Origin of the sequence: Streptomyces sp. NBC_01788, from assembly GCF_035917575.1 — a bacterium.
Classification (GTDB): Bacteria; Actinomycetota; Actinomycetes; order Streptomycetales; family Streptomycetaceae; genus Streptomyces.
In genome coordinates, this window is the sequence record NZ_CP109090.1 from 1,847,741 (window position 1) to 1,871,587 (window position 23,847).

The following is a 23,847-nucleotide window of genomic DNA, read 5'->3' on the forward strand; positions in this document are numbered from 1 at the left end:
TGTGAAGAAGCCGGGTCACCGGGTCGTGGCGGCGGTCCCTCCGGCGGGAGGGTCACTCCTGTGGCCTACGCGACGGCGCGGCGGTTGCCGCGGGTCCCGGCACGGCCAGTGGCCACGCCGACGCCCCCGGCCGCGGGGCGTCGTGACCGCGCGATCCGCCCAAATGCGGGCCATCCCGGCGGCGGACCGGGTCCCGGAACGCTACAGTCGGCCATTACGCACCCCGTGGCCCGGCCGGATGATCGAGGTACGCAGCGTGTCGGTTCTGGTTGTGATTCTCGCCGTGAGCGCGGCCTGCTGTCTGGGCTTCGGTTTCGTGCTCCAGCAGAACGCGGCCCAGCGGGCACCGCTCCGCGACTTCCTCTCGCCCCGGCTGCTGCTGGACCTGATGCGGGTGCCGCGCTGGCTGGGCGGTCTGGGGCTGATGATCGGCGGCATGGTGCTGGGCGCCCTCGCCCTGGGCCGGGGCGAGATCTCGCTGGTGGAACCGCTGCTGGCCACGAACCTGCTGTTCGCCCTCGCGCTGTCCCGACGGCAGACCAGACAGCCCCTGGGCGGCCAGGGCTGGGCGGGGCTCGCGCTGCTGGCCGGTGGCGTGACCGCGTTCATCGTGGCGGGCCGGCCGCACGCGGGCAGCGCCGTCACCGACCCGCTGCGGCACTGGCTGATCATCGGCGTGATGGTGGGCCTGGCCCTGCTGCTGACGGCCTACGCCAAGCGCTCCCGGCTGAGCTGGGGACCGGTCCTGCTGGCGGTGGCCGCCGGGCTGCTGTACGGCGTGCAGGACGCGCTGACCCGGGTGAGCGGGCAGCGGTTCTCGGCGGGCGGCTGGACGGAGCTGTTCACCGGCTGGCAGCCGTACGGACTGCTGGTGATCGGCGTCGCCGGGCTGATCCTGGTGCAGAGCGCGTTCGAGACGGCGCCGCTGCGCATGTCCCTGCCGGCGCTGACCGCGGCCGAGCCGCTGGCCGGGATCGCCTGCGGGGTCGGCTTCCTCGGCGACCGGCTGCGCACCGACACCGGAGCGCTGGCCTGGGAGGCCTCGGGGCTCGCGGCGATCGTGACGGGCATCGTCCTGCTCGGCATGCACCCGGCGATGCCGTGCGGCGCGGTACCGGAACAGAAACGCGACCTGCAGCCACGCTGAGTCCCACGCCGCGCCGACGGCGACGGCGGCCTGCTTGGATGGCCGTATGAGCGCTGCAGACGAGATCCTCGACGTCGTCGACGAGCACGACCGCGTCGTCGGGCAGTCCCCGCGCGGCCGCGTGTACGCCGAGGGGCTGCGCCACCGCTGTGTCTTCGTGCAGGCAAGGGACGCGGAGGGCCGCCTCTTCGTCCACCGGCGCACCTCCACCAAGCTGGTCTTCCCCTCGCTCCACGACATGTTCGTCGGCGGGGTGGTAGGCGCGGGCGAGGCCTACGACGACGCGGCCCTGCGCGAGGCCGAGGAGGAACTGGGCGTGACGGGGCTGCCCCGCCCCGAGTACCTCTTCAAGTTCCTGTACGACGACGGCGCGGGCCGTACCTGGTGGTCGGCGGTCTACCAGGTGCGCTGCGAGCTGCCGGTGAGGCCGCAGGCCGAGGAGGTCGCCTGGTACGACTTCCTCCCCGAGGACGAGGTGGAACGCCGCCTGGACGAGTGGCAGTGGGTACCGGACGGGCTGGCCGCCTACGAGCGCCTGAAGGTGCACCGGTCACCGGGGTGAACCGGTGACGGCACGCAGACCGGTTACGGCCGCAGTGCCCGCAGCAGCAGGTCGGCCAGATGGTCGGCGAGCTGCTGGGGGCCGAGCGGGCCGTCGGGGCGGTACCAGGTCGACAGGTGATGGACGGAGCCGAAGTGGTAGTCGACGACCAGGTCGGCCGGGGTCGCCGTGGAGAAGACGCCGGCCCGCTGGCCCTCCTCGATGAGCGCGCGGAAGCGTTCGTGGTAGCGCCGGCGCTCGGCGCGCACCTGCTTGTTCTTCTCCGGGCTGAGATGGTGCATCGAGCGGAAGAAGATCATGGCGTCGTCGAGGTTCTCGATGGTGGTGACCACCACGTCCGCCGCCGCGTCCCGCAGCCTCTTCTCGACCGGTTCGTCGGCGTCCGCGAAGGCGTCGAGGCGCTCCTGCTGGACGCGCAGCACGCGCGCGTACACCTCGTGCAGGAGGTCGTCCTTGGAGCCGAAGTAGTGGTACAGCGCCCCTTTGGTGACGCCGGCCGCCTCGACGATCTCCTGCACCGAGGTGCGGTCGTAGCCCTGTTCGGCGAAGAGCCGGGTGGCGGCGGCCAGGAGCCGCTGCGGCACCGGCGTGCCGCCTGAGTCCGTCGTCCTGGGCACCTGCCGCCACCTGCCTTCCGTGTTCCTGCTCGCTCACTGCCTGGGGGAACGCGGTTCCCGACGGAGGATCTTCCCATTTGCCGCCCCTGGCGCGTCCGGCAGGATCCCGGTCGGCCCCGGTCGCCCCCGTTCCCCGGGTGTCAGCCGGTCTCCTCCCAGGTCCGCTGCATGTGGTTCATGCTGGTCAGCCAGCGGTCCGGGTCGGCGGCCCGGGCCCGGTAGAACTTGGCGACCTCGGGGTGCGGCAGGATCAGGAAGCGGTCCTCGGCGATGCCCTGGAGCAGGGCGTCGGCCACGTCCTCCGGTTCGATCGCGGTGGGCCGGAGCACCAGGTCGCCGGCGCTGCCGGTGGCGGCCAGCATGTCGGTGCGCACGCCCTGCGGGCAGATCGCGTGCACCTTGATCCCGCGGTGGCGGTAGGTCAGCGACAGCCACTCGGCGAAGGCGTACGCGCCGTGCTTGGTGACGCTGTAGGGGGCGGCGCCGATCATGGTGAGCAGCCCGGCCGCGGACACGGTGGAGACGAACCGGCCGCTGCCGCGTTCCAGCCAGCCGGGGAGCAGCGTCTCGGCGGCGCGGACGTGGGCCATGACATTGACGTCCCAGGCGTGCGCCCACACCTCCTCGCCTGCCGCCTCGGAGCCGCCCGCGCCGAGGCCCGCGTTGGCGCAGTAGACGTCGACCGTGCCGCCGAGCGCGTCGCGGGCCGCGGCGACGACCCCGGAGGCGTCGCCCGGGAGGGCGGTGCCGCCGATCTCCGCGGCGACGGCCGCCGCCCGGTCGGCGTCGAGGTCGTTGACGACGACGCGGGCGCCCTCGGCGGCGAACCGGCGGGCCAGCGCGGCACCGATCCCGCCGCCGGCTCCGGTGACCACCACTCCCGCACCCTGCACGGCTTGCACCATCGGTCTCCTTCGGCCTGGCTGTGGCATGACACGGAACGACTCCGCCGCTCCAGACTAACCAGTCGGTATGTGGTGCTGGAAGACATGTTCCGCAGGAGGCGCCGTCCGCTTCGTTCCCTGGGGGACGGGCGCACGCTAGCGTGCGTGAACATGACACCCGCAGCGATCACGGAGGTCACTGTATGAAGCTGTCCAGACGGAGCCTGCTCGCCACCACCGCCACCGCGGCCTCCGGAGCCGTGGCGGCCCCGGCCCAGGCCGCCCCCGGGGGCAACCGCCCGCTGCGCACCGGTTTCGAGCGCCTGGACGCCGAGGGCTACGCCTCGCTGCGCGGGCAGCGGGTCGGGGTGGTCACCAACCCGACCGGCGTCACCCGGGACGTGCGGCACATCGTGGACGTGATGCACGCCGACCGCCGGGTGAACCTGGTGGCCGTCTTCGGCCCCGAGCACGGCTTCCGCGGCACCGCGCAGGCGGGCGGCTCGGAGGGCCGTTACGACGACCCGGCCACCGGGCTGCCGGTGTACGACACGTACCTCAAGAGCGGGCAGCCGCTCGCCGACGTCTTCACGGCCTCCGGCGTGGACACGGTGGTCTTCGACATCCAGGACGCGGGTGCCCGCTTCTACACCTACATCTGGACGCTGTACGACTGCATGGAGGCCGCGGCCCTCGCCGGCAAGCGGTTCGTGGTGCTCGACCGGCCCAACCCGGTGAGCGGCCGGGAGGCGCTCGGTCCGGTGCTGCGCCCCGAGTTCGCGACCTTCGTGGGACGGCAGCCGATCGCGCAGGCGCACGGCATGACCGTCGCCGAGCTGGCCCGGCTGTTCAACGGCGAGTTCCTGACCACGCCGGTCCCGCTGGAGACCGTCCTGATGACCGGCTGGCGGCGCTCGGACTTCTACGACGCCTCCGGACTGCCCTGGGTGCCGCCGAGCCCGAACATGCCGACCCCCGACACCGCCCTGGTCTACTCCGGGACGTGTCTGTTCGAGGGCACCAACCTGTCGGAGGGCCGGGGCACCACCCGCCCCTTCGAACTGCTCGGCGCGGAGGGCGTCGACGGGCGCTGGGCGGCCGCGGCCGGCGCGCTGCACCTGCCGGGGGTGCACTTCCGGGAGGCGTACTTCGCGCCCACCTTCTCCAAGTTCCAGGACAGGACCGTCGGCGGCGTGCAGATCCATGTGCACAACCGGGACGCCTTCGATCCGGTGCGGACCGGGATCGGCCTGCTCGTGACCGCCCAGCGGGTCTGGAGCGGCTTCGCCTGGCGCTCGGACAACTGGATCGACAAGCTCACCGGCTCCCCCCGGGTGCGCACGATGATCGACGCCGGCGCGGACACCGACGAGGTGGTGGCGGCCTGGCGGCAGGAGCTGGCCGCGTTCCGGAGGATCCGGAAGCAGTACCTCCTCTACTGAGGTGCCGTGACCCCTGGCCCCTCTCCCCCGTTGGCAGGACGATGCCCGACACATCGCTGAGCCTTTGGGGACGAGGGGGCCGGTCATGGCGGATCCGGACATCGGTGTGGCGCCCTACTGGGAGCTGACCTTCGACGCCGACGGGGACGTGGACGGCGCCGAGCGGGACCGGCTGCTCGCCGGAGCCGGACGGCGGGCGGTGCGCGACCTGATCGTCTTCGCGCACGGCTGGAACAATGACCGTTCCAGCGCGACCCGGCTCTACGGCCGCTTCTTCGCGCCGATCCCTTGGCTCGCCCCGGCGGCCGGGATCGGGTACGTCGGGGTGGTGTGGCCCTCGATGCGGTTCTGCGACGAGCCCATCCCCGACTTCCCCCGCTCCACCGCCGCCGGACCGGTGCCGTCGACGGCACTCGGCAAGGACACCCGCAAGGCACTGCGGGACACCTTCCCCGGGCGGGCAGAGGTGGTCGACGCGCTCGCGCGGATGCTGGACGGCCCCGCGCGGGAGCCGGCCGCGCTGGAGGAGTTCGGACGGCTGCTGGGGCGGCTGACGGAGGACGTGTCGCCGGGGCCGGCTGCCCGGTTCGCGGCGGACACCGTGACGGAGGGCGTGCCGCAGCGCGAGCCGGCGATGTTCGCACGGCCCGCGGCGGAGGTCTGCGCCGAGTTCGCCGGCGCCCTCGCCGGACTCCAGGACCCGGGCGGGCAGCGGTCGTTCACGCTGCCGAACCCGTGGAACGGCGCCAAGGAACTGCTGCGGCAGGCGACGTACTACACGATGAAGCGGCGCGCGGGCGTCGTCGGCGAGCGGGGACTCGGCCCGGTGCTCGGGCGGCTCGCGCAGTCGGCGCCCGGGGTACGGGTCCATCTGGTGGGGCACAGCTTCGGCGGGCGGCTGGTGTCGTTCGCGCTGAACGGGCTGCCCGAGGGCGCACGGCCGGTGAAGTCCGTGACGCTGCTCCAAGGCGCCTTCTCGCACTACGCGTTCGCGTCCCGGCTGCCCGGCGATCCGCGCGCGGGCGGGGTGCTGCGGGGCCGGGAGCGCCGTGTCGACGGCCCCCTGGTGTGCTGCCACTCCCGCTTCGACACGGCCCTCGGCACGCTGTATCCGCTGGCCTCGCGGATGGCGGACGACGACCGGTCGGTGCTCGGCGTCGACGTGGGCGCCCTGCTCGGGCCCGCCTGGGGCGCGATGGGGCACGACGGGGTGCGGGCGGTGCCCGGCACGCGCGCGTGCGCCCTCGCCGCCGCGCTGGCCGGGCCGTTCCCTGTGTCGGGATGCGTCAACGTGGACGTGTCCGAGGTGGTCAGGCGCGGCGGCCCGCCGGCCGGCGCGCACAGCGACATCCTGCACCCGGAACTGGCGCGGGTGGTGCTGGCGGCGGGCCGAGTCCACTGACACCGGCCCGCCGCCTGGCTCGGACCCCGCGTTCGCGAGGCCCTACCGGTGGCCGGTGTACTCCACGACCTGCTGGAAGGTCGGGCGGTTCTGCCAGCTGATCCTGCCGTGCTTGATGCCGCCCAGGGCACGCTGGACGATCGAGTCGGCACACCATTGGTCGCCCGCGGAGCACTCGTCGTCGCCGGGGTAGACCTGGGCCGCCTTCGCTCCCGCCGCCTGCTTCAGCGTGCTGATCAGGGTGTCGCGGCAGGCGCTCGGAGTGCCGCCGCCACAGAACGTCCGGCCCAGCGGACCCTGCACCGACTCGCCGAGCACCGCCCGGATGTCCTTGTCGACATAGCTCCACCAACCGTACTGGAAGGCGCTTCCGGCGTGGGAGCCGGTCGGGCCGTGTCCGGCCGACGGTGACTCGTCGACCGGCAGATTGGCGGTGAAGGCGCCGTAGAGTTCGCTGCCGAGCCCCGGTTCGAACTCGGCCTTCACCAGCAGCGGCCACCAGGCGTCCAGGATCCTGATGGCCTCGGCGTTGGCGTACGCCTTGGAGCCGGCCGAGGTCACGGTGCGCTTCGCTCCCGCGGCCAGCCATGCCTGGAGCTTGCCCACCGCCGCCGCGGCCGTGGAGTCGGTCACGGACGAGCTGTTGATCACCTTCAGCAGGTTCGGCAGCACGTCCTCGGCCCTGAGGTCGGTCACGGCCGCGTCCGCCATCGCCTTCACCAGCGAGGCGCGCGTCACACCGCCGGCCGCGACCAGTTTGCTCACCCGGTCCTCCAGCAGGTCGCCGCGGTGCACGGAGCCGTTGCCCCAGGAGGCCGCGGAGTAGTCGAGGGCCTGCTTGTTGTTCCAGGAGATGTAGTAGTCCTGGTCGACGGAGGCGGGGTGGGCGGAGGGCGGTGTGTAGTCCGCGGTGTTGGCCGCCGGGTCCCAGTTGCGCCACTCGTACGCCGGCTGTGCCCACACCGGGAACTCGGCGTCGACGCCGTTCGCCCGCACCGGGTTGTCGCCGCTGTTGTAGTACGCGGTGTGCCGGGAGTCGGCGTAGAACCAGTTGAACGTGTAGTTGATGTGCTGCGCGGCCTTCTGGAAGTCCTCCGGGCCCTTCACGAAGTCGGGGTCGTTGAGCATCTGGAAGCCGATGATCGAGTCGGCCTCGTGCAGGTAGGAGGAGCGCAGGGTGGTGTAGGCGACCTTCTTGCCGCCGACGGTGGCGCGGTACTCGACGGGGCCGTACTTCGTGCGCCACACGCGCATGGTGTAGGAGCCGGCCGCCGTTCCGTCGGCGACGGTGGGCTTCCAGGAGTTGGCCTGCTCGACCTTGTCCATGGCCGTGCAGGTGCCGCGGTACAGGTAGTGGAAGTCGTCCTGGCACAGTTCGACGGCGTAGGTGTCGACGATGTCCTGGCCGGAGGTCGTGGCACTCCACGAGTAGTCCTGGCCGCGGCCGAGTTCGACGTACATGCTCAGCCCGGCGAAGGAGGCGCCGCGGGCACTGATGCCCGGACCCTGGATCTCCTGGAGCATCAGCAACTGGGGCGCGAAGTAGCCCGTCTGCGGACCGAAGACGGCGACCGGGTGGCCGCTCGCGGTGTGCTCGCCGCCGACCACGAGGGCGTTGGACATGCCGCGCCGGGCGGAGGACAGGGCGCTCTTCGCGGCCGAGGAGGTGGCACCCCGCGCCGTCTTGGCCGTGGCACTGCCCGTGCGGTCGTACACCAGGGGTTCCTGGGCCACCGAGCCGGCGTCGGGCAGGGCCCGGCCCCTGGGGTCGTCGGGCTTCGTCGCGTACGGGTAGCTCCTGCCGTCGTGGACGGTCAGGGCGGCCTCGGGGTCGTTGCGCTCGCGGAAGGACTCCCAGATCCTGGTGCCCTCCGCGACTCCGAACTTGGACTGGGCGGCCAGCAGGGACAGCGCGTTGTTCACCTCGCCGCCGCCGCCCGAACCGAACAGGGCGCCGACCACGGAGCCCAGCGCGACCATGTCGGTGACCTTGAAGTGGGCGATGGTACCGGCGTTGGTGATCGAGTCCTTGTGGCCGGTCAGGACGTACTCGCCCGGGAAGTAGCGGCCGGAGTCGGAGGCGTCGATGTAGGCGTTGATGCCGTCGAGGTAGGCGTTCACGTCGGCGAGCGCCTGCTGCCCGCGGGCGCCGTTGCCGGCCACGGCGCGGTCGATCTGCGCCTGGAGGTCGGCCTCGGTGTACGGGGCGTTGCGCCAGAACTCCTGCTCCAGGCCCTGGTTGGCGGCCGCGCCGCCGGCGAAGGAGGTCAGCTGCCCGCGGCCGACATGCCGGAACACATCCATGAGCCACAGCCGGTCCTGGGCGGCGGCGTACCCGGCGCCGAACTCGGTGCCGTAACGGGTGGTGCCCGTGATGTGGGGTACACCGGTCTTCTTGTCGCGGACGATCGTCACGTCGGCGCGGCCCGCCGGCTTCTCGGTGGACGCGATCTGTCCGGAGGGGACGCCGAACGAGGCGTCGTTGAAGAAGGAGTCGATCTTCGCGTCGGTGAGCGCCGGGTAGCCCGTGGCCAGGTTCGCGTACGGGCCGAGCTGGTCCTCGGCGTGGTCGGGCTGGATGCCGAGGGCCTGGTTGAGGAGGACCTGGGCGAGGGTGGCGTTGCCGTTCTCGCCGGGCGGCAGGATGTCGGAGCACTGGCCGCCGCAGTAGTCGTTCGGGGCCGCGGCGGTCGCGGCGGCGGCGCCGGCCGGGGTTCCGGCCGCCGCCGCTTGAGAAAAGGGTGACAAAAGACCGGCAATGAGAACGCATACCGAGGCGGTCTTCAGGAACCCGGGGAATGTGCGGGGAGTTCTCAGTCTGTCGAGCGCGTTGTGTGGGGTGCGCCGTGGCATGGCAACTCCTCCCGAGGGGTGGTGCCGGACGTTACCGCCGGTATCCCCCCAGGGGGAAGATGAACGTGCGTCACGTTTCGGCGCCACCCCGTGAAGGTCAACCAGGGCGGCGTTATGGCGGGCATCGGAAAACGGATGGAGCCGGATGGGACGTCGGCACGTCTATCCGGCGGAGCCGTCGTGACGGCTCCGCACGAAGACGCCGCAGTGACCGAAGTGCGGATGCAGGTGTGACGGAGGTGCAGGGCGATGGCCGGTTTCCGGAGTCTGGCGAGACAGGTGAGGGACCCGCGGTGCGATCTGGCGCTGCGGCGTTACTCGCTGCGCAAGTGCCTCGAGCGGTTCGCTCCCTATGGGCACAGGGCGACCTGGGACCATCTGTGCTCGCGGGCCGGGTTCGGTCCCGAGGACAGGTCCCCCGATCCGGTGCGGCTCGTGGCCGCATTGGACGAACTGGAAGAAGCGCGTTCGGTGTGGCTCGACTACGAGGCCGGGTTCGCCAGGCGCCGCAAGCAGGAGAAGCACGACGGGCTGCGCAGGCCGGGCAGCGTGGACGACTGGCACCGGATGACCTGGGGCGGATTCGGGGTCGCCTGGTGCGACGACCCGCGGGTGCACCCGCGCGAACCGCTGGCCGAGGTGCTGCGCCGGCTGATCGCCGCGCTGGAGCGCGAACCGGGCGCGTCGTGCCCGGTGTGCGGCGGTGAGCGGCTCGGCTGGTCCCACGACCTGGATCACGAGCCGTCGTCCGGGCCGGTCTGCGCGAACTGCGGGATACTGGTCCCGCTGCCCGTTCTCGGCCCCGAGGCCCTGGCGTACGCCAGGCGGGGGCGGCTGTTGATGTCCGCCTGACCACGACGGCAGGCGCTTGAGGCAAGGTGCGCCGGTCCCGCCGGGCGGCTGACGGGGATGCCTCGGAACCCGCCCGCCCGGCGGCCGGAGAGACTGCCGGCCGCCGGCACCGTACGGATCGGCGCGCCTCGCGGGGCGTCGGACCGGCGTATCCCGTGAGGCGGTCCGAGGGGTCCGGGCGGGCGGCGGCGGCCGGTTCCGTGCGAGGGGCCTACGCGCGGCCGGGGCTGCTCCCCCGCTCCGCCATCAGGCGCGAGCCCGTCAGGCGTTCGCCGAAGACGTCGTCCGGGTTGGACAGCACACAGGTGTCCAGGGACAGGCAGCCGCAGCCGATGCAGTCGGTGAGGTGATCGCGCAGCCGGTTGAGCTGCCTGATGCGCTCGTCGAGCTCGGAGCGCCAGGCCTCCGAGAGGCGGGCCCAGTCCTCCCGCGTGGGCGTGCGCTCCTCCGGGAGCCGGGCGAGCGCCTCGCGGATCGTGGCGAGCGGGATGCCCACGCGCTGCGCCGCCCGGACGAAGGCGACCCGGCGCAGCGTGTCGCGGGAGTAGCGGCGCTGGTTGCCCGATGTGCGGCGGCTGCTGATCAGGCCCTTGGACTCGTAGAAGTGCAGAGCGGAGACGGCGGCGCCGCTGCGCGCCGCCACCTGGCCGACGCTCAGCTCGTGGATCTTCTCGGGAATCTGGGGCACCTCTCAGAGCCTACCCACCGTGCCACCCGCCCGGTCCGTTGACAGCGGCCCCTCACCCGACCATGCTAAGCAGTTGCTTAGACTTCATCCGCGAGGCGGGAGGCCGGACACATGGCGGAGCCGAGGATCTTCACGTCCCCCGACGAACTCAGGGCCGCGGTGGGCGAGCCGCTCGGGTACACCGACTGGCTGGAGATCGACCAGAAGCGGATCGACCTCTTCGCCGACGCGACCGGCGACCACCAGTGGATCCACGTGGATCCGGAGAAGGCCGCCGCGGGCCCCTTCGGCACCACCATCGCCCACGGCTATCTGACCCTGTCGCTGCTCCCGGTCTTCGGGCCGCAACTGATCGAGGTGCGGGGCGTGCGGATGGGCGTCAACTACGGCACCAACAAGGTCCGTTTCCCCGCCCCCGTCCCGGTCGGCTCACGGCTGCGGTCCACCGCCGTGATCACCGGCGTGGACGAGGTGCCGGGCGGGGCGCAGGTCACCGTCGCCTTCACCGTGGAGCGCGAGGGCGGCGACAAGCCGGTGTGCGTGGCCGAGTCGGTGGTGCGGTACTACCTCTAGGCCCTCTCGGGACGGGGCTGTCCGGCCCCGACCATCCGCAGCACGAGGTCGGCGTACAGTGCGCCGACCTCCTCGGGCGTGCGGGGGCCGTCGACGTTGAACCAGCGGGCGACGTCGATGCACAGGGAGAGCACGGCCAACGTGGTGCCGCGCACGTCCAGCACGTCGAACTCGCCCGAGGCGACGCCGTCCTCGATGATCCCGCGCACCTCGGCGTCGACCTGGCGGCGCAGGGCGAGGATCTCCGCACGGGCGTCCGGGCCGAGCGAGTCCAGTTCGTACTGCACGACCCGGGCCGTGGTGCGCCCGCCCGCGTGCCAGCGCACGAAGGAACTCACGGCGTCGGCGAGCCGCTCCGTCGCGTTGCCCTCGCGCCGGGCGGCCGTGCGCAGGATCTCCAGTGCCTTCTCGTGGCCGATCCGGCTGATGCGGTGGAGCAGTTCTTCCTTGGTCCGGTAGTGGATGTAGAGGGCGGCCGGGCTCATTCCGGCCCGGCCAGCGATGTCGCGGGTCGTCGTCGCGTGGTAGCCGCGTTCGGCGAAGGCCTCCACGGCGGCCACGAGCAGCCGCCGGGCCGCGTCCGGAGTGACCTCGCCCCACGGCTGCGGCTCGCCGCCGGCCGTCTCCTCCGCCGTAGTCATCGCTCGCTCGCCCTCTTTCGCGTCAGGGGGTCCACCATACCGCCGAGGGTGAGCGCTCGCTTAGCCTTCTGGCCGGTGGTGTGCGGCGGCCCGGGGCGTCACAGCTTCTCGAACGGATCGTGTTCGGAGAGCAGCTTTTCCAGCCGGGCCTGGTCGACCCGGCTGACGATCCGCCCGGCCTCCTGGCGGTCCCTGATCACCTTGGCCAGGGTGAAGGCGGAGGTGACAAGGTACAGGACGGCGATGGCGAGGAAGGCGCGCACCCAGGCGTCGGCGTTCAGTCTGAAGATGCCGATGGTGGTGGCCGCCATGGCGATGGCGAACGAGGCGACCGACTGGCCGTAGAAGGCCGCTGTGTTCTGCTGCTTGACCGGTGTGTCACTCATGGCGACCAGCGTCGGCCCACGGGCCCACCGCCGCATCCGTCGGAATACTCAGCTCGCATACTCAGAACTCCGGGCGGCGCCGGACTCTTGATTGCGCACCGCTGGGAACACGCCGCCAGCCCGCCCTGGCCGTCCGAAATCCGCCGGCCTCGCCCAGCCCTGCCCGCCTAGCCTCAGGAAACATGATGAACGTCTCCCCGTCCCGCGCGGCCGCCGCGGCTGCCACGGTCACCGTGGTGCTGTGGGCCTCCGCCTTCGTCTCCATCCGCAGCGCGGGAGCCGCGTACTCGCCGGGCGCGCTCGCCCTCGGCCGGCTGCTGGCCGGGGCCCTGACGCTGGGCGCGATCTGCCTGGTGCGGCGGGAGGGGTGGCCGCCGCGGGCGGCCTGGCGCGGGATCGCGATATCCGGGCTGCTGTGGTTCGGCTTCTACATGGTGGCCCTGAACTGGGGCGAGCAGCAGGTCGACGCCGGTACCGCGGCCCTGGTGGTCAATGTCGGCCCGCTGCTGATCGCGCTGCTCGGGGCGCGGCTGCTGGGTGATCCGATGCCGCCGCGCCTGCTGGCGGGCATGGCGGTGTCGTTCGCGGGCGCGGTGACCGTGGGCCTGTCGATGTCGGGCGGGGGCGGCTCCTCGGTGTTCGGCGTGGTGCTGTGCCTGTTGGCGGCGGTCGCGTACGCCTCCGGGGTCGTCGCCCAGAAGCCGGCGCTGGGCCGCGCGAGCGCGTTGCAGGTGACGACGTTCGGGTGCCTGGTCGGCGCGCTCGTCTGCCTGCCCTTCACCGGCCAACTGTTCCACGAGGCCGCCCGTGCCCCGCTGCCTGCCACGCTCAACATGGTCTACCTGGGTGTGTTCCCGACCGCGCTCGCCTTCACGACCTGGGCCTACGCGCTGTCCCGCACGACCGCGAGCCGGATGGGCGCGACGACGTACGCCGTACCGGCCCTGGTCGTGCTGATGTCGTGGCTGGCGCTGGGTGAGGTGCCGGGGACGGTGACCCTGGTGGGCGGGGCCCTGTGCCTGGCCGGAGTGGCGGTCTCCCGCTCCCGCCCGCACCGCCGGACCTCCCGTACGGCGCGCGAGGAACCCCGTCCGGAACGCGTGCCCTGATCCGGGCGTGAGCCGTGGGTCTCAGAACACCACCAGCGCCCGGCCGCCCTTGCCGGCCAGCATGTTCTCGAAGGCGGCCGGGATGTCGTCCAGGGAGATCCGGTCGGTGACCAGGGTGGTCAGGTCCAGCCGGCCGGTGCGGACGTGCTCGGCGAGCACGGGCAGATCCCTGGCCGGGTCCGCGTTGCCGTAGACGCAGCCGGTCAGGGTGCGGCCCCAGTGGAACAGTTCCAGCGCGTTGAAGGTGACCTGCTCGTCCTTGCCGCCGATGCCCACGACCGTGGTGCGGCCGCCGCGACGGGTGGACTCCCAGGCGGCCCGGATGGTGACCGCGCGCCCCACGCACTCCACGGCGGCGTCGACGCCCTGTTTCCCGGTGAGGGCGCGGATCTCGCGGGGTGTGTCCGCCGTGGCCGGGAGGAAGTCCGTGGCGCCCGCCCGGCGGGCGAGTTCCTCCTTCTCCGGGGAGACGTCCACGGCGACGATCCTCTCGGCGCCCGCGATCCGGGCGGCCTGGAGGGTGGCGAGCCCCACTCCGCCGGCGCCGAACACCGCGACCGTCTCGCCGGGGCGCACCTTCGCCGCGTGGTGGACGGCGCCGTAGCCGGTGAGGACGGCGCAGCCGAGGAGCGCGGCGTCGGTGAGCGGGACGCCGTCCGGGAGGGGCAGCACGCAGGAGGCGGCGACCACCGTCTCCTCGGCGAAGGCGGCGACGTTCAGGCCGGGGTGCAGTTCGGTGCCGTCGGCGGTGCGGGCGTGGACGTCGGCGGCGCCGTTCATCGCGTTGGCGCACAGCCAGACCTCGCCGAGCGAGCAGGCGTGGCATTTCCCGCAGGAGGGGGCCCAGTTGAGCACCACCGCGTCGCCGGGCGCGACCCGGGTGACGCCCTCGCCGACCGCGACGACGGTCCCCGCGCCCTCGTGCCCGAGGACGGCGGGCACCGGAACCCGCAGGGTGCCGTTGGTCAGCGACAGATCGGAGTGGCAGACCCCGGCGGCGGCGAGCCGCACCCGGACCCGGCCCGGCCCGGGCTCCGGCAGCTCGATCCCGGTGACCTCCAGCGGAGACCCGACGGCGGGCAGAACGGCGGCACGTACGGCCATGGGGCGTGACTCCCTTAGAACTGGAGGGACTTGGTCTGGAGGTATTCGGTGAGTCCGTGTGTGCCGAGTTCGCGGCCCACGCCGGACTGCTTGTAGCCGCCGAAGGGGGCGAGGGGGTTGAAGCGGCCGCCGTTGATGTCGACCTGGCCGGTGTCCATGCGGCGGGCGAAGGCCACCGCCTCCGTCTCGTCGGCCGCCCAGACGGCGCCGGCGAGGCCGTAGACCGTGCCGTTGGCGATGCGCAGGGCGTCCTCCTCGTCGTCGTAGCGGAGGATGGTGAGGACCGGGCCGAAGATCTCCTCCTGGGCGACGGTCATGCCGGGGGTGACGTCGGCGAGGACGGTGGGGCTGACGAAGTAGCCCCGTTCGCGCGGGGACTCGGGGCCGCCCGTGACGAGGCGGGCGCCGTCGGCGACGCCCTGCTCGATGTAACCGCGCACACGCGCCCGCTGCTCGGCGTTCACCACGGGGCCGATGCGCTCGCCGTACTTGGCGGCGGCCGTCGCGGCCAGTTCGACCGCCTCCTCGTACCGGTCGCGGTGGACCAGCATGCGGGTCCAGGCGCTGCACGTCTGGCCGGAGTTGGACATGACGTTGGCGACGCCGACGTTCACCGCCCTGGCGAGGTCGGCGCCCGGCAGGATGACGTTGGCGGACTTGCCGCCCAGTTCCAGGGCGACCTTCTTGACGGCGCCGCCCGCGATCGCGCCGATCCGCCTGCCGACGGCGGTGGAGCCGGTGAAGGAGACCAGATCCACGTCCGGGTGCTCGGCGAGCGCCTGTCCGGCGACCGGTCCGGCCCCGGTGACCAGGTTGAACACGCCCGCCGGGAACCCGGCCTCGTCGATCGCCCCGGCGAACAGCCGGGCGGTGAGCGGGGTGTCCTCGGCGGGCTTGAGGACGACGGTGCAGCCGGCGGCCAGCGCGGGGGCGGCCTTGGCGACGATCTGGTGCAGCGGGTAGTTCCAGGGGGTGATCGCCCCGACCACGCCGACGGGCTCGTGGAACACGGTGGAGTTGCCGGCCTTCTCCTCGAAGGCGTACGTCGCCGCGAGCTCGGCGTAGAAGCCGGCGACCGTGATCGGCATGCCCACGTGGACCGTCCGGGAGAAGGCGAGCGGCGAGCCGAGTTCGGCGGTGACGGTCTCGGCGATCTCCTCCTCGCGGGCCGCCAGCACGTCCCGCAGGGCGCCCAGCCGGGCGGCCCGCTCGGCAGGCGCGGTCGCGGACCAGCCGGGCAGGGCGGCGCGGGCCGCGCGTACGGCCGCGTCGACGTCCTCGGCGGTGCCCGCGGGAACGGTGCCGATCACCTGCTCGTCGGCCGGGTTCACCACCTCGATGACGTCGCGGCCCGCGGCGGGACGCCAGGCGCCGTCGATGTACATGCCGTCGTGTGCCTTCATCGTGCTCCTCCGGGGCGGGGGCCGTCGTCGGTCCCGTCCGCGTGATCACTGTCGCGGACAAGCTGGTGACGGTCCACAAACTAGCGCCCCGACAGGCAACCTTCGCCCCGCCGGGGCGCCTCACTCCTCCAGGTCGGGCAGGCGGTCCGGGGCCGGGCAGATGCGCTCGCCGCGCTGGTCGAAGACGAACAGGCGGGCGAGGTCGACCAGGAGCGGCACCTGCATGCCGTGCCGCAGCTCGATGTCCGGCGTGGTCCGCACGACCAGGTCGCCGGGCAGGCGCGGGTCGGGGGCGGCGACCGGATCCGGCTCGGGGCCTGAGGGGTGGTCCAGCACCACCACGGGGCCCGCGCGCAGGCCGCCCGCCCGGCCCCGCAGCCGGTTCAGGACCGTGCCCTCGCGCCGGCGCCGCCGGGTCGGGCGCCGGGTGGGACGCGGGGCCTCCAGGTCCGGTACGACGGCGGGGCGGGAGCCGGTGTTGAAGTGGACGAGGACCTCGTGGCCCTGGAACTCCATGTGCTCCACCAGCCCGGTGATCGCCACCTCCCCGGGTCGGGCGGCGGGCGCGGGGACTCCCGGTCGCCGGGAGGAGGCCGAGAACTTGGGGGCGATCCGGACGGCCTCCGAACGCAGCCCCACGATCACCTCGCGGCCCTGCTGCACGCGCAGCAACTGATGGTCCAGGGACAGGGGTTCGGGCAGGCGCAGGAACTGCTTGCCCAGGCTGATGGTCATGGCGCCGTCGAGCGGGGCGCGGATCAGGCCGCGCAGCAGGTTGATGCGCGGGGTGCCGATGAAGGCGGCCACGAAGACGTTGCGGGGCAGGGCGTAGACCGCGCGCGGGGTGTCCACCTGCTGGAGGACACCGCCGCGCAGGACGGCGACCCGGTCGCCCAGGGACATCGCCTCGGACTGGTCGTGGGTGACGTAGACCGTGGTGACGCCCAACTCCCGGGTCAGCTTGGATATCTCGGCGCGCAGGTGGTTGCGGAGCTTGGCGTCGAGGTTGGACAGCGGCTCGTCCATCAGGAAGGCGGAGGGGTGCCGGGAGATCGCGCGGCCCATGGCGACGCGCTGGCGTTCGCCGCCGGAGAGCTGGCTGGGAAAGCGGTCCATGAGGTCCTCGATGCCCAGCATCCGGGCGGTGGCGTCGACACGGCGGCCGGGGTCCGTGCCGGGCGACTCGATGCGCAGCGGGAAGCCGATGTTGTCGCGGCTGGTCATGTTCGGATAGAGCGCGAAGTTCTGGAAGACCATCGCCATGTCCCGGCCGGAGGGCGGCAGTTCGTTGCCGTACTCGCCGTCGAGCAGCAACTGCCCCTCGGTGATCTCCTCCAGTCCGGCGATCATCCTGAGCACGGTGGACTTCCCGCAGCCGGACGGCCCGAGCAGCACCAGGAACTCGCCGGGCGCGATGTCGAGAGAGAGGCGGTCCACCACGCGGACGCCCTTGGCGTAGGTCTTGCTCACGTCGTGCAGAGAGATGGCGCGTGTCATGAGGCATTCCCCCGGGACTCACCAGAGCACTGAGGCTCCGCGGGTCGAACGCCTCGTGCGGGTCGTACGGGGCGTATGAGTCACGGAAGTTAACGGACGGTGCGCGCCGGGGGGAAGAGACCGGGCAGGATCGGAAGCCGGCGTCCACCAGACGAGAAACCGGACGATCATGTTCAAGGGCGGGCGGCCGGTCGTGGGCCACCCGCCCGCCCGCGCCGCGCGGTGTCAGATCGTCGACGTCAGGTGGGCGAAGACGACGACGTTGCTGGAGTAGCCGGCTCTGTGGGTGTAGAGGCCGCCGCAGGTGATCACACGGAGTTCGGGGCGGCGGGACGTGGCGTACACCTCCTTGTCCGGGAAGCGGGCCTTGTCGAAGACCCGTACCTTGTCGACGGTGTAGACGGCGGTGCGGCCGTCCTGGCGCCGGACCTCGATGCGGTGGCCCGGACCGAGCTGGCCGAGTCCGGCGAAGACGGCTGCGCCGGTCCTGGTGTCGCGGTGCCCGACCGCGACCGCCGTGCCGGGCTCCCCGGGTGTGGGGCCGCCGTCGTACCAGCCGACGAGCTTGGGCTTGTCGACCGGTGGCGTCCGGAGCTCCCGGTCGCCGTCGAGGCCGACCCGGATGATCGGCGCGGTGACGCCGAGGGAGGGGATGCGCAGGGTGGTCGCGGGAGAGCGGGGCAGCGGCGAGGGCCGGCGCGGGGAGGGAGAACCCGGCCGTGGCGAGGGGGACTTGCCGCGGGCCGGGCCGTCGCCGTTCGCACCGTCCGTGCCAACACCGCCGCGGTGTGTGCCGCTGCCGCCGTTCGCCCCGTCGCCGGCCGCGCCGGAAGGGCCCGGGTGGGCCGGGGCCACCGCGCCCGGCCCTGCGGCTCGCTCCGGCGCGGTGCCGTCGTGCTGTCCACCGCACCGGTTCCCGGCCGTGACCAGGACGACCGCGAGTACGGTCGTCCTGGCCAGGCGGTAGGCACGGGTCCGGTACCAGGGCCTGCGTCTGCGCCTACGCGGCGCCATGCGGGCGCCGGCGGACCAGCCGCGTGTACACGACCCCGCTGACCACGACCAGCCCCACGGCCGCGGCCCCGGTCACCGGCGAGAACGCCGCGACCGAGGAGGCGAGGCCGCCGCCGCCCGCCTGGACACCGCCCCGCGGGCCGCCCCGGTCGTCGCGGACCGGGCCCGACACCTCGTTGCCGCGCCCGTGGTCCTCGTGACCGCGGCCCCGGTCGTCGCGGCCGCGGCCCTGGTCCTCGATCTGGCGGCCCGGACCCTGCGCCCCTTCGCGCCGGCCGTTGTCACCGCGGCAGTTGACGCGGAAGATCTTCTCCTTGGAGGTACCGTCGATGGTCCAGGAGAGCTTGTACTGCCCGTCGGCGAGCCCCAGCGGCTCGGTGTGGCCGGCGCCGCCGCCCAGGGCGACGGCGCCGGTGACGGTGGCACTGTTGGGCAGCGGTGGCTGCGCGTGGATGGTGTAGGTCACGTTGGGCAGGACGTCGAAGTTGACGGCGTCCAGGTAGAACCGGCAGGCGACGGGGTCGTCCTTCGAGACGCCGAAGGGCACGCCCACCCTGTGGATCTTGATGTCGCCGGCTTCCCCCTGGGCCATGGCGGACGGCGCCACCAGCCACGTGGCACCGGCCGCGGTCAGGGCCGTCAGACCGACGGCGACGGCACGGGAGCCGAAGGTGCGTGGGATTGTCAGGGTGGGCATGTGCGTTCCTCCGAGTCAGACGATTTTCATACAAATCGTTCTTTCGACTGACTGTCTTTCATATGCGCGCGCGTCACGAGGCGACCCGCACCCGACGCGCCGTCAGCTTTCGCCCGGCCGGAGCAACCGTGTTCCACCCCTCCCCGCCGGGCACCTCACGGCATGGGGGAAACGGCCTCAGTCCAGCGCCCGCGCCAGGTGGGCGCGCAGCATCCGCCGCATCTCCTCGATGATCCGCTCGTCGCCCTGCGCGTCGACACGGAAGGCGAGTTGGACCAGGGTGTCGGCGGTCTCGACGGCGATCAGGAAGGTGCGGCGGAGGTCGTCGTCCGGCACGCGGCCCAGGTGGCCGGCCAGAAGCTCGGTGAGCCGGTCGGCGACGCGGTGGTTGGGTTCGGCGCGGCGGACGCCGACGGGGATCTGGTTGCCGAAGTCGACGAGGGAGAACCCGGGAGCGGTCCGCTTCATGGCCAGGTACTCGTCGAGGGCGGTGTCCATGGCGGCACTCCATCCGCCGTTCCCCGCCTTCCCCGCCTTCCGTGCCTTCTTCAGCCGCCCGGCGACGCGCTCGGTGTACCGGTCGAGGTTGCGCTGGGCCAGCGCGTCCGCCATCGCCCGCTTGTTGCCGAAGAAGCGGTAGACCGAGCCGATGGGCACACCGGCGCGCGCCGCGACGGCCCGCGTGGTCAGCGCGTCGTAGCCGACCTCGTCGAGGAGGTCGGCGCAGGCGTCGAGGATCCTGGTCAGCCGTTCGGCACTGCGCCGCTGGACGGGCGCGCGGCGAAGCGGGGCGGGGTGGGACACGGCTTCATCATGCCTTCCCCCGGCGGGCGGGTGAAGCGCGCCTCCCGGCAGCCCCGCTACGGCCTCGCGGACACGGCCGGGGACGACCCGCCCTGGTCCTGCGGCGCGGCCGTGATGTCGGCCGTGGACTGGACCGGGTCGCCGGCCACCGCCCAGACCGTGCCGTCGTCGGCGAGGAGGCGGACGGTGACGTGATGGGTACCGTGGGGCACGAGCCCGCCGGAGAGGCGGTACTCCGGGGCGCGCAGGCGGACGACGAGCCGGCCGTCCACCAGCAGTTGGGCGAGGCCGCGCCCGGAGGTCGCGCGGGCCGGCGTGCCGGCCGGGGAGAAGCGGAAGCGGCGCACGGCCAGCCGTACGTTCCAGTCGCCGCCGGACCCCGGGCGCACCTCGACACGGACCTCGGGAGCGGTCTTCCGGTCCACCTCGCGGTAGCGCCGGCCCTCCTCGTCGGTGTGGTCGAGCAGCTTGCCCACGGGCTCGGGCGGCCTCTCGTCCCCCTGCCCGTGCCCAGCCTTCCGTCCACAGCCCGCCGGCCCGGCGAAGAACAGGGCCGAGGCCGCGAGCGCAGCGAGTGATCCCCGCGTCCACGACGACATGACGGGGAGCGTAGAGCAGCGGCCCGACCCGGCGGATCCCCCGGAAGTCGGGTTCCGTCCTCCGCCCGGAGTAGGGGGTCTTGCGCCCCGGAAAACGCAATCCTACGGTGTTCCATAGGAATCAGGTTGCAAGGGAGCGATCATGAGCGGGGACGCACGCAGCACCGCCGAGAAACTGACCTACCTCTCCGGGTTCGGCAACGAGCACGGTTCCGAGGCGGTTCCGGGCGCGCTGCCCGACGGCCGCAACTCCCCGCAGCGCGCCCCGCTCGGGCTGTACGCGGAGCAGCTCAGCGGTACTGCGTTCACCGAGCCGAGGGCCCACAACCGCCGCTCGTGGCTGTACCGGATCCGCCCGTCGGCCGCCCATCCGGCGTTCACCCGGACCGGCAACGGCACGATCCGCACGGCGCCGTTCACCGAGACGGTGCCCGACCCGAACCGGCTGCGCTGGAACCCGCTGCCGGAGCCCGCCCGCGGCACGGACTTCCTCGCCGGCCTGTGGACCCTGGGCGGCAACGGCGACGCGACCCAGCGCACCGGCGTGGCCGTGCACCTCTACCACGCCGACTCCTCGATGGAGCGCGTCTTCAGCGACGCGGACGGCGAGCTGCTGATCGTGCCGGAGCGCGGCGGGCTGCTGCTGCGCACCGAGTTCGGACTGCTGCGCGCCGAGCCGGGGGACGTGGCGCTCATCCCACGCGGGGTGCGCTTCCGGGTGGAGCTGCTCGACGCCACCGCCCGCGGCTACGTCTGCGAGAACTACGGCGCCCCCTTCCGCCTCCCCGACCTCGGCCCCATCGGCGCCAACGGGCTGGCCAACGCCCGGGACTTCCGCGCGCCGGTCGCCGCCTACGAGGACACCGAGGGCCCGGTGGAGGTGGTGAACAAGTTCTGCGGCAACCTGTGGACCGCCACCTACGACCACTCCCCGCTCGACGTGGTGGCATGGCACGGCAACCTCGTGCCGTACGTCTACGACCTGCGCCGCTTCAACGTGATCGGCACGATCTCGTACGACCACCCGGACCCGTCGATCTTCACGGTGCTTACCTCGCCCTCCGACACCCCGGGTCTGGCCGGCGTGGACTTCGTCGTCTTCGCGCCGCGCTGGCTGGTCGGCGAGGACACCTTCCGGCCGCCGTACTTCCACCGGAATGTGATGAGCGAGTACATGGGCCTGATCGAGGGCGCCTACGACGCCAAGGCGGAGGGCTTCGTGCCGGGCGGCGGCTCGCTGCACAACATGATGTCGGCGCACGGCCCGGACCGGGAGACCTTCGACAGGGCGAGCGCGGCGGAGCTGAAGCCGCAGAAGGTGGACGACGGGCTGGCGTTCATGTTCGAGACGCGCTGGCCGCTGACGCTCACGCCGCACGCGGCCGGGGCCGAGCACCTTCAGCGGCGGTACGACGACGTGTGGAAGGGGCTGGAGCGGAACTTCCGCCCCTAGGGCCCTTCGTTCGGATCATGCCGGGCTCGCGGGCCCTGATCCGGCCTGATCCAAACGAGAGACCCTTGCCTTGATCGATTACCTACCGGTACGGATGACCCGTGACCTCCTTCGCTCCGGATTCGATCGTGCTGAACCGCAAGCTGCCGCTGTGGTACCAGGTGTCGCAGTCGCTGCGTGCCTCGATCCTCGGCCGCTCACCCCAGGACCCGCTGCGCCTGCCCACCGAGGAACAACTGGCGGGGCACTACGGGGTGAGCGTGCTGACGATGCGTCAGGCTCTGAAGGAGCTGGAGGACGAGGGGCTGATCACCCGGCACCGGCGGCGCGGCACGTTCATCGAGCCCGGTGCCCGGCGGGGCGCCCCGGTGCGGCTGCTGGGCTCGGTGGACGCCATCGTGGCCCAGCAGTCCGGCATGACCACCGAGTTGCTGGCCCACGGCACGGAGCCGGTGCCCGCCGAACTCGCCGAGTTCTTCCCCGGTCTGGACGAGGTGGCGGCGTACCACCGGCTGCGCGGCGACGAGAAGACGGGTGAGCCGACCAACCACGCCCGCAACTACGTCCGTCCGGAGCTGGCCCGCCGGATGGCGCCGGAGGATCTGGTGCGGTGGCCGATGACCAAGGTGCTGCGGGACGTGGCGGGCGCGGACATCAGCCGGATCACGGACACCGTCGAGGCCCGGCTGGCCGATCCGGAGACGGCGCGGCTGCTGCGCGTCCCGTTGCTCAGCCCGATCCTGCACTACACCGGGATCACCTACGACACGGCGGGGCGGCCGCTGGACGTGGCGGTGATCCACTACCGGGGGGACCGTTTCTCCTTCTCGGTCACCCTCGACGCAACCTGACCCGGCCGCCCGGGACAGGTCGTACGATGCCCGGCGTGACGCACGACGACGCTCCGCCGCTGGCCGACCTCATGCCGTGGTCCGTCGCACCGCCGCGGCTGGGCCGGGGGTGGCCGGTGGCCCCCGACGCGGGCTCGCTCAAAGCCCGTTGGGAGGCCCTGCTGAAGGCCCGGGGCCCCGGCCGGGAGGCCCTGTTCGAGCCGACGCGCTCGCGCACGCCGTACACGGCCGTCGGGCAGCTGCCGGGCCGGTCCGGCGGCACCGAGAGGCTGATCCGCGCCTCCGGACCGTGCCCGGAGCCGGCACGTGTGCTCGTGGCGCCCTTCGACGAGCAGTGGCTGATCCCCGACCACCGCCTGATCGACGCGGCCCGCCCCGAGTTGTGGCGGGTGGCGGACGCCCGCCAGGTCTTCGTGGCGGAGACCGCCGCCGCGCCCGGCACCGGACCGCCCCTGCTGGCGACGTCCCTGCTCCCCCTCCTGCGCCCGGGCCGCGTCCGGCCCCTGTACCGCCGTCCGGCGGCGGCGGAACCGAACCTGGCGCCCGGCCTGCTGGACCACCTCGCCGCCCGCCTCGGGCACCGCCCCGCCCCTGAGGACGTCCTCGCCTGGGCGCTCGCGGCGGCCCGCCCCGGCCCGGACGGCCCGGTGGTCCCGCTCACCGGGGACGCCGGGGCCTGGGCGGCCGGAGTGGAACTGGGCCGCAGGACGCTGTGGCTGATGCGCCGTGACGGCGAGCGCCCCAAACTCCCCGGCGGCCGCCGCCCCTACGTCCGTGCCCCGCTGCCCGCACGCCCGCTGACCCTGCGCTACGACCGCGACGAGGAGACCCTGCACCTCGACGAGGGCCGCGTCTCCCCCGTCCCGCCGCAGGCCTGGGACTTCGAGGCCGGCTCGGAGCGGGTCCTGGAGCAGTGGTTCGCCGCACGGACCGCGCAGGGCGAACCGGGCACCCTCGCGGCCGTCCGGCCCGCGACCTGGCCGCAGGTGTGGACGTCCGAGCTGCTGGAGCTGATCACGGTCCTCGCCCTGCTGGCGGAACTCCGGCCGCTGCGCGAGGCGTTGGAGGTGACGGCGCCGATCACCGCGGCCGGCCTGCGCTCCGCGGGAATCCTGCCGGTACCGGCTGCGGCCCGCCGCCCGGCCTCGGTCCTCGATCACCGCGAGGAGGGCCCGGAGGGTCAGTTCGCCCTGCTCTGAGGGGCTGCCTCAGGCACGCGGCGCGAACCCGTCCCTTGCGGAGGGGGGACGTAGTTGTACGTGGCCGTGA

23 protein-coding genes are annotated in these 23,847 nt (G+C 72.9%); 10 read left to right on the forward strand and 13 right to left on the reverse strand.

Translation table 11 applies throughout. The annotated features are described in order from the left end of the window. Positions 1-256: 256 nt before the first annotated feature. Both OIE49_RS08610 and OIE49_RS08615 read left to right on the forward strand, forming a co-directional pair. Complete coding sequence (locus OIE49_RS08610; RefSeq protein ID WP_100567965.1) at positions 257-1,147, forward strand: DMT family transporter; 891 nt, start codon at positions 257-259, stop codon at positions 1,145-1,147. A gap of 46 nt (positions 1,148-1,193) precedes the next feature. Next, the gene (locus tag OIE49_RS08615; protein WP_326801798.1) at positions 1,194-1,709 is read left to right on the forward strand and encodes an NUDIX hydrolase; all 516 of its coding nucleotides are present in this window, start codon (positions 1,194-1,196) and stop codon (positions 1,707-1,709) included. Between the two features lie 23 nt (positions 1,710-1,732). Here OIE49_RS08615 and OIE49_RS08620 read toward each other — a convergent pair whose 3' ends face one another. Beyond that, complete coding sequence (locus OIE49_RS08620; RefSeq protein ID WP_326801799.1) at positions 1,733-2,326, reverse strand: TetR/AcrR family transcriptional regulator; 594 nt, start codon at positions 2,324-2,326, stop codon at positions 1,733-1,735. A 140-nt stretch (positions 2,327-2,466) separates the two neighbouring features. Continuing rightward, positions 2,467-3,231: an SDR family oxidoreductase gene (locus OIE49_RS08625; RefSeq protein WP_326801800.1), complete on the reverse strand. Its 765-nt coding sequence runs from the start codon at positions 3,229-3,231 to the stop codon at positions 2,467-2,469. 182 nt (positions 3,232-3,413) lie between these two features. On the opposite strand from OIE49_RS08625, the gene OIE49_RS08630 reads away from it, so the two are divergent. Together OIE49_RS08630 and OIE49_RS08635 are read left to right on the forward strand one after the other, a co-directional pair. Next, complete coding sequence (locus OIE49_RS08630) at positions 3,414-4,652, forward strand: exo-beta-N-acetylmuramidase NamZ family protein (RefSeq protein WP_326801801.1); 1,239 nt, start codon at positions 3,414-3,416, stop codon at positions 4,650-4,652. 85 nt (positions 4,653-4,737) lie between these two features. After that, complete coding sequence (locus OIE49_RS08635; RefSeq protein ID WP_326801802.1) at positions 4,738-6,054, forward strand: serine-threonine protein kinase; 1,317 nt, start codon at positions 4,738-4,740, stop codon at positions 6,052-6,054. A 42-nt stretch (positions 6,055-6,096) separates the two neighbouring features. On the opposite strand, the gene OIE49_RS08640 is transcribed toward OIE49_RS08635, so the two are convergent. Continuing rightward, entirely contained in the window at positions 6,097-8,907 is a 2,811-nt protein-coding gene (locus OIE49_RS08640; RefSeq protein WP_326801803.1) for a penicillin acylase family protein, read from the reverse strand. Positions 8,908-9,156: 249 nt separating this feature from the next. Between OIE49_RS08640 and OIE49_RS08645 the strand changes: the two genes are divergently transcribed. After that, the gene (locus tag OIE49_RS08645; RefSeq protein ID WP_100567710.1) at positions 9,157-9,759 is read left to right on the forward strand and encodes a hypothetical protein; all 603 of its coding nucleotides are present in this window, start codon (positions 9,157-9,159) and stop codon (positions 9,757-9,759) included. A 211-nt stretch (positions 9,760-9,970) separates the two neighbouring features. Here the strand turns inward: OIE49_RS08645 and soxR are convergent, their stop codons facing one another. Then, complete coding sequence (gene soxR / locus OIE49_RS08650) at positions 9,971-10,447, reverse strand: redox-sensitive transcriptional activator SoxR (RefSeq protein WP_100567709.1); 477 nt, start codon at positions 10,445-10,447, stop codon at positions 9,971-9,973. A 111-nt stretch (positions 10,448-10,558) separates the two neighbouring features. Between soxR and OIE49_RS08655 the strand changes: the two genes are divergently transcribed. Beyond that, entirely contained in the window at positions 10,559-11,020 is a 462-nt protein-coding gene (locus OIE49_RS08655) for a MaoC family dehydratase (RefSeq protein ID WP_326801804.1), read from the forward strand. On the opposite strand, the gene OIE49_RS08660 is transcribed toward OIE49_RS08655, so the two are convergent. Both OIE49_RS08660 and OIE49_RS08665 read right to left on the reverse strand, forming a co-directional pair. Next, a complete protein-coding gene (locus OIE49_RS08660) occupies positions 11,017-11,661 on the reverse strand; it encodes a TetR/AcrR family transcriptional regulator (protein ID WP_326801805.1) in 645 nt (214 codons plus the stop codon). The genes OIE49_RS08655 and OIE49_RS08660 overlap by 4 nt on opposite strands. A 98-nt stretch (positions 11,662-11,759) precedes the next feature. Then, positions 11,760-12,047: a YiaA/YiaB family inner membrane protein gene (locus tag OIE49_RS08665; RefSeq protein WP_100567964.1), complete on the reverse strand. Its 288-nt coding sequence runs from the start codon at positions 12,045-12,047 to the stop codon at positions 11,760-11,762. 182 nt (positions 12,048-12,229) lie between these two features. Between OIE49_RS08665 and OIE49_RS08670 the strand changes: the two genes are divergently transcribed. Then, the gene (locus OIE49_RS08670) at positions 12,230-13,156 is read left to right on the forward strand and encodes a DMT family transporter (RefSeq protein WP_326801806.1); all 927 of its coding nucleotides are present in this window, start codon (positions 12,230-12,232) and stop codon (positions 13,154-13,156) included. A 21-nt stretch (positions 13,157-13,177) separates the two neighbouring features. On the opposite strand, the gene OIE49_RS08675 is transcribed toward OIE49_RS08670, so the two are convergent. The 7 genes from OIE49_RS08675 to OIE49_RS08705 all read right to left on the reverse strand — a co-directional run bounded on the left by OIE49_RS08675 (position 13,178) and on the right by OIE49_RS08705 (position 20,274). Then, entirely contained in the window at positions 13,178-14,260 is a 1,083-nt protein-coding gene (locus OIE49_RS08675) for a Zn-dependent alcohol dehydrogenase (RefSeq protein ID WP_326801807.1), read from the reverse strand. Positions 14,261-14,274: 14 nt separating this feature from the next. Then, on the reverse strand, positions 14,275-15,663 hold the full coding sequence (locus tag OIE49_RS08680) for an aldehyde dehydrogenase family protein (RefSeq protein ID WP_326801808.1): 1,389 nt from the start codon (positions 15,661-15,663) through the stop codon (positions 14,275-14,277). A 120-nt stretch (positions 15,664-15,783) separates the two neighbouring features. Then, entirely contained in the window at positions 15,784-17,160 is a 1,377-nt protein-coding gene (locus tag OIE49_RS08685) for an ABC transporter ATP-binding protein (protein WP_326801809.1), read from the reverse strand. A 225-nt stretch (positions 17,161-17,385) separates the two neighbouring features. Beyond that, positions 17,386-18,174 (reverse strand): class F sortase, encoded by a 789-nt coding sequence (locus OIE49_RS08690; RefSeq protein ID WP_326801810.1) that lies wholly within the window; start codon positions 18,172-18,174, stop codon positions 17,386-17,388. Then, on the reverse strand, positions 18,161-18,871 hold the full coding sequence (locus OIE49_RS08695; protein ID WP_326801811.1) for a hypothetical protein: 711 nt from the start codon (positions 18,869-18,871) through the stop codon (positions 18,161-18,163). Before OIE49_RS08695 ends, OIE49_RS08690 begins: the two co-directional genes overlap by 14 nt. Positions 18,872-19,048: 177 nt before the next feature. Then, positions 19,049-19,675: a TetR/AcrR family transcriptional regulator gene (locus OIE49_RS08700; RefSeq protein ID WP_326801812.1), complete on the reverse strand. Its 627-nt coding sequence runs from the start codon at positions 19,673-19,675 to the stop codon at positions 19,049-19,051. A gap of 56 nt (positions 19,676-19,731) precedes the next feature. Next, positions 19,732-20,274, reverse strand: coding sequence for a hypothetical protein (locus OIE49_RS08705; protein WP_326801813.1), 543 nt, complete (start codon positions 20,272-20,274; stop codon positions 19,732-19,734). Between the two features lie 142 nt (positions 20,275-20,416). Here OIE49_RS08705 and hmgA point away from each other — a divergent pair, with 142 nt between their 5' ends. The 3 genes from hmgA to OIE49_RS08720 all read left to right on the forward strand — a co-directional run bounded on the left by hmgA (position 20,417) and on the right by OIE49_RS08720 (position 23,777). Then, positions 20,417-21,727, forward strand: a complete 1,311-nt coding sequence (gene hmgA / locus OIE49_RS08710) for a homogentisate 1,2-dioxygenase (protein WP_326801814.1) — start codon at positions 20,417-20,419, stop codon at positions 21,725-21,727. Positions 21,728-21,828: 101 nt separating this feature from the next. Next, positions 21,829-22,578, forward strand: coding sequence for a GntR family transcriptional regulator (locus OIE49_RS08715; protein ID WP_100567697.1), 750 nt, complete (start codon positions 21,829-21,831; stop codon positions 22,576-22,578). 26 nt (positions 22,579-22,604) lie between these two features. Then, entirely contained in the window at positions 22,605-23,777 is a 1,173-nt protein-coding gene (locus OIE49_RS08720) for a type ISP restriction/modification enzyme (protein WP_326801815.1), read from the forward strand. The last annotated feature ends 70 nt before the right edge of the window (positions 23,778-23,847 follow it).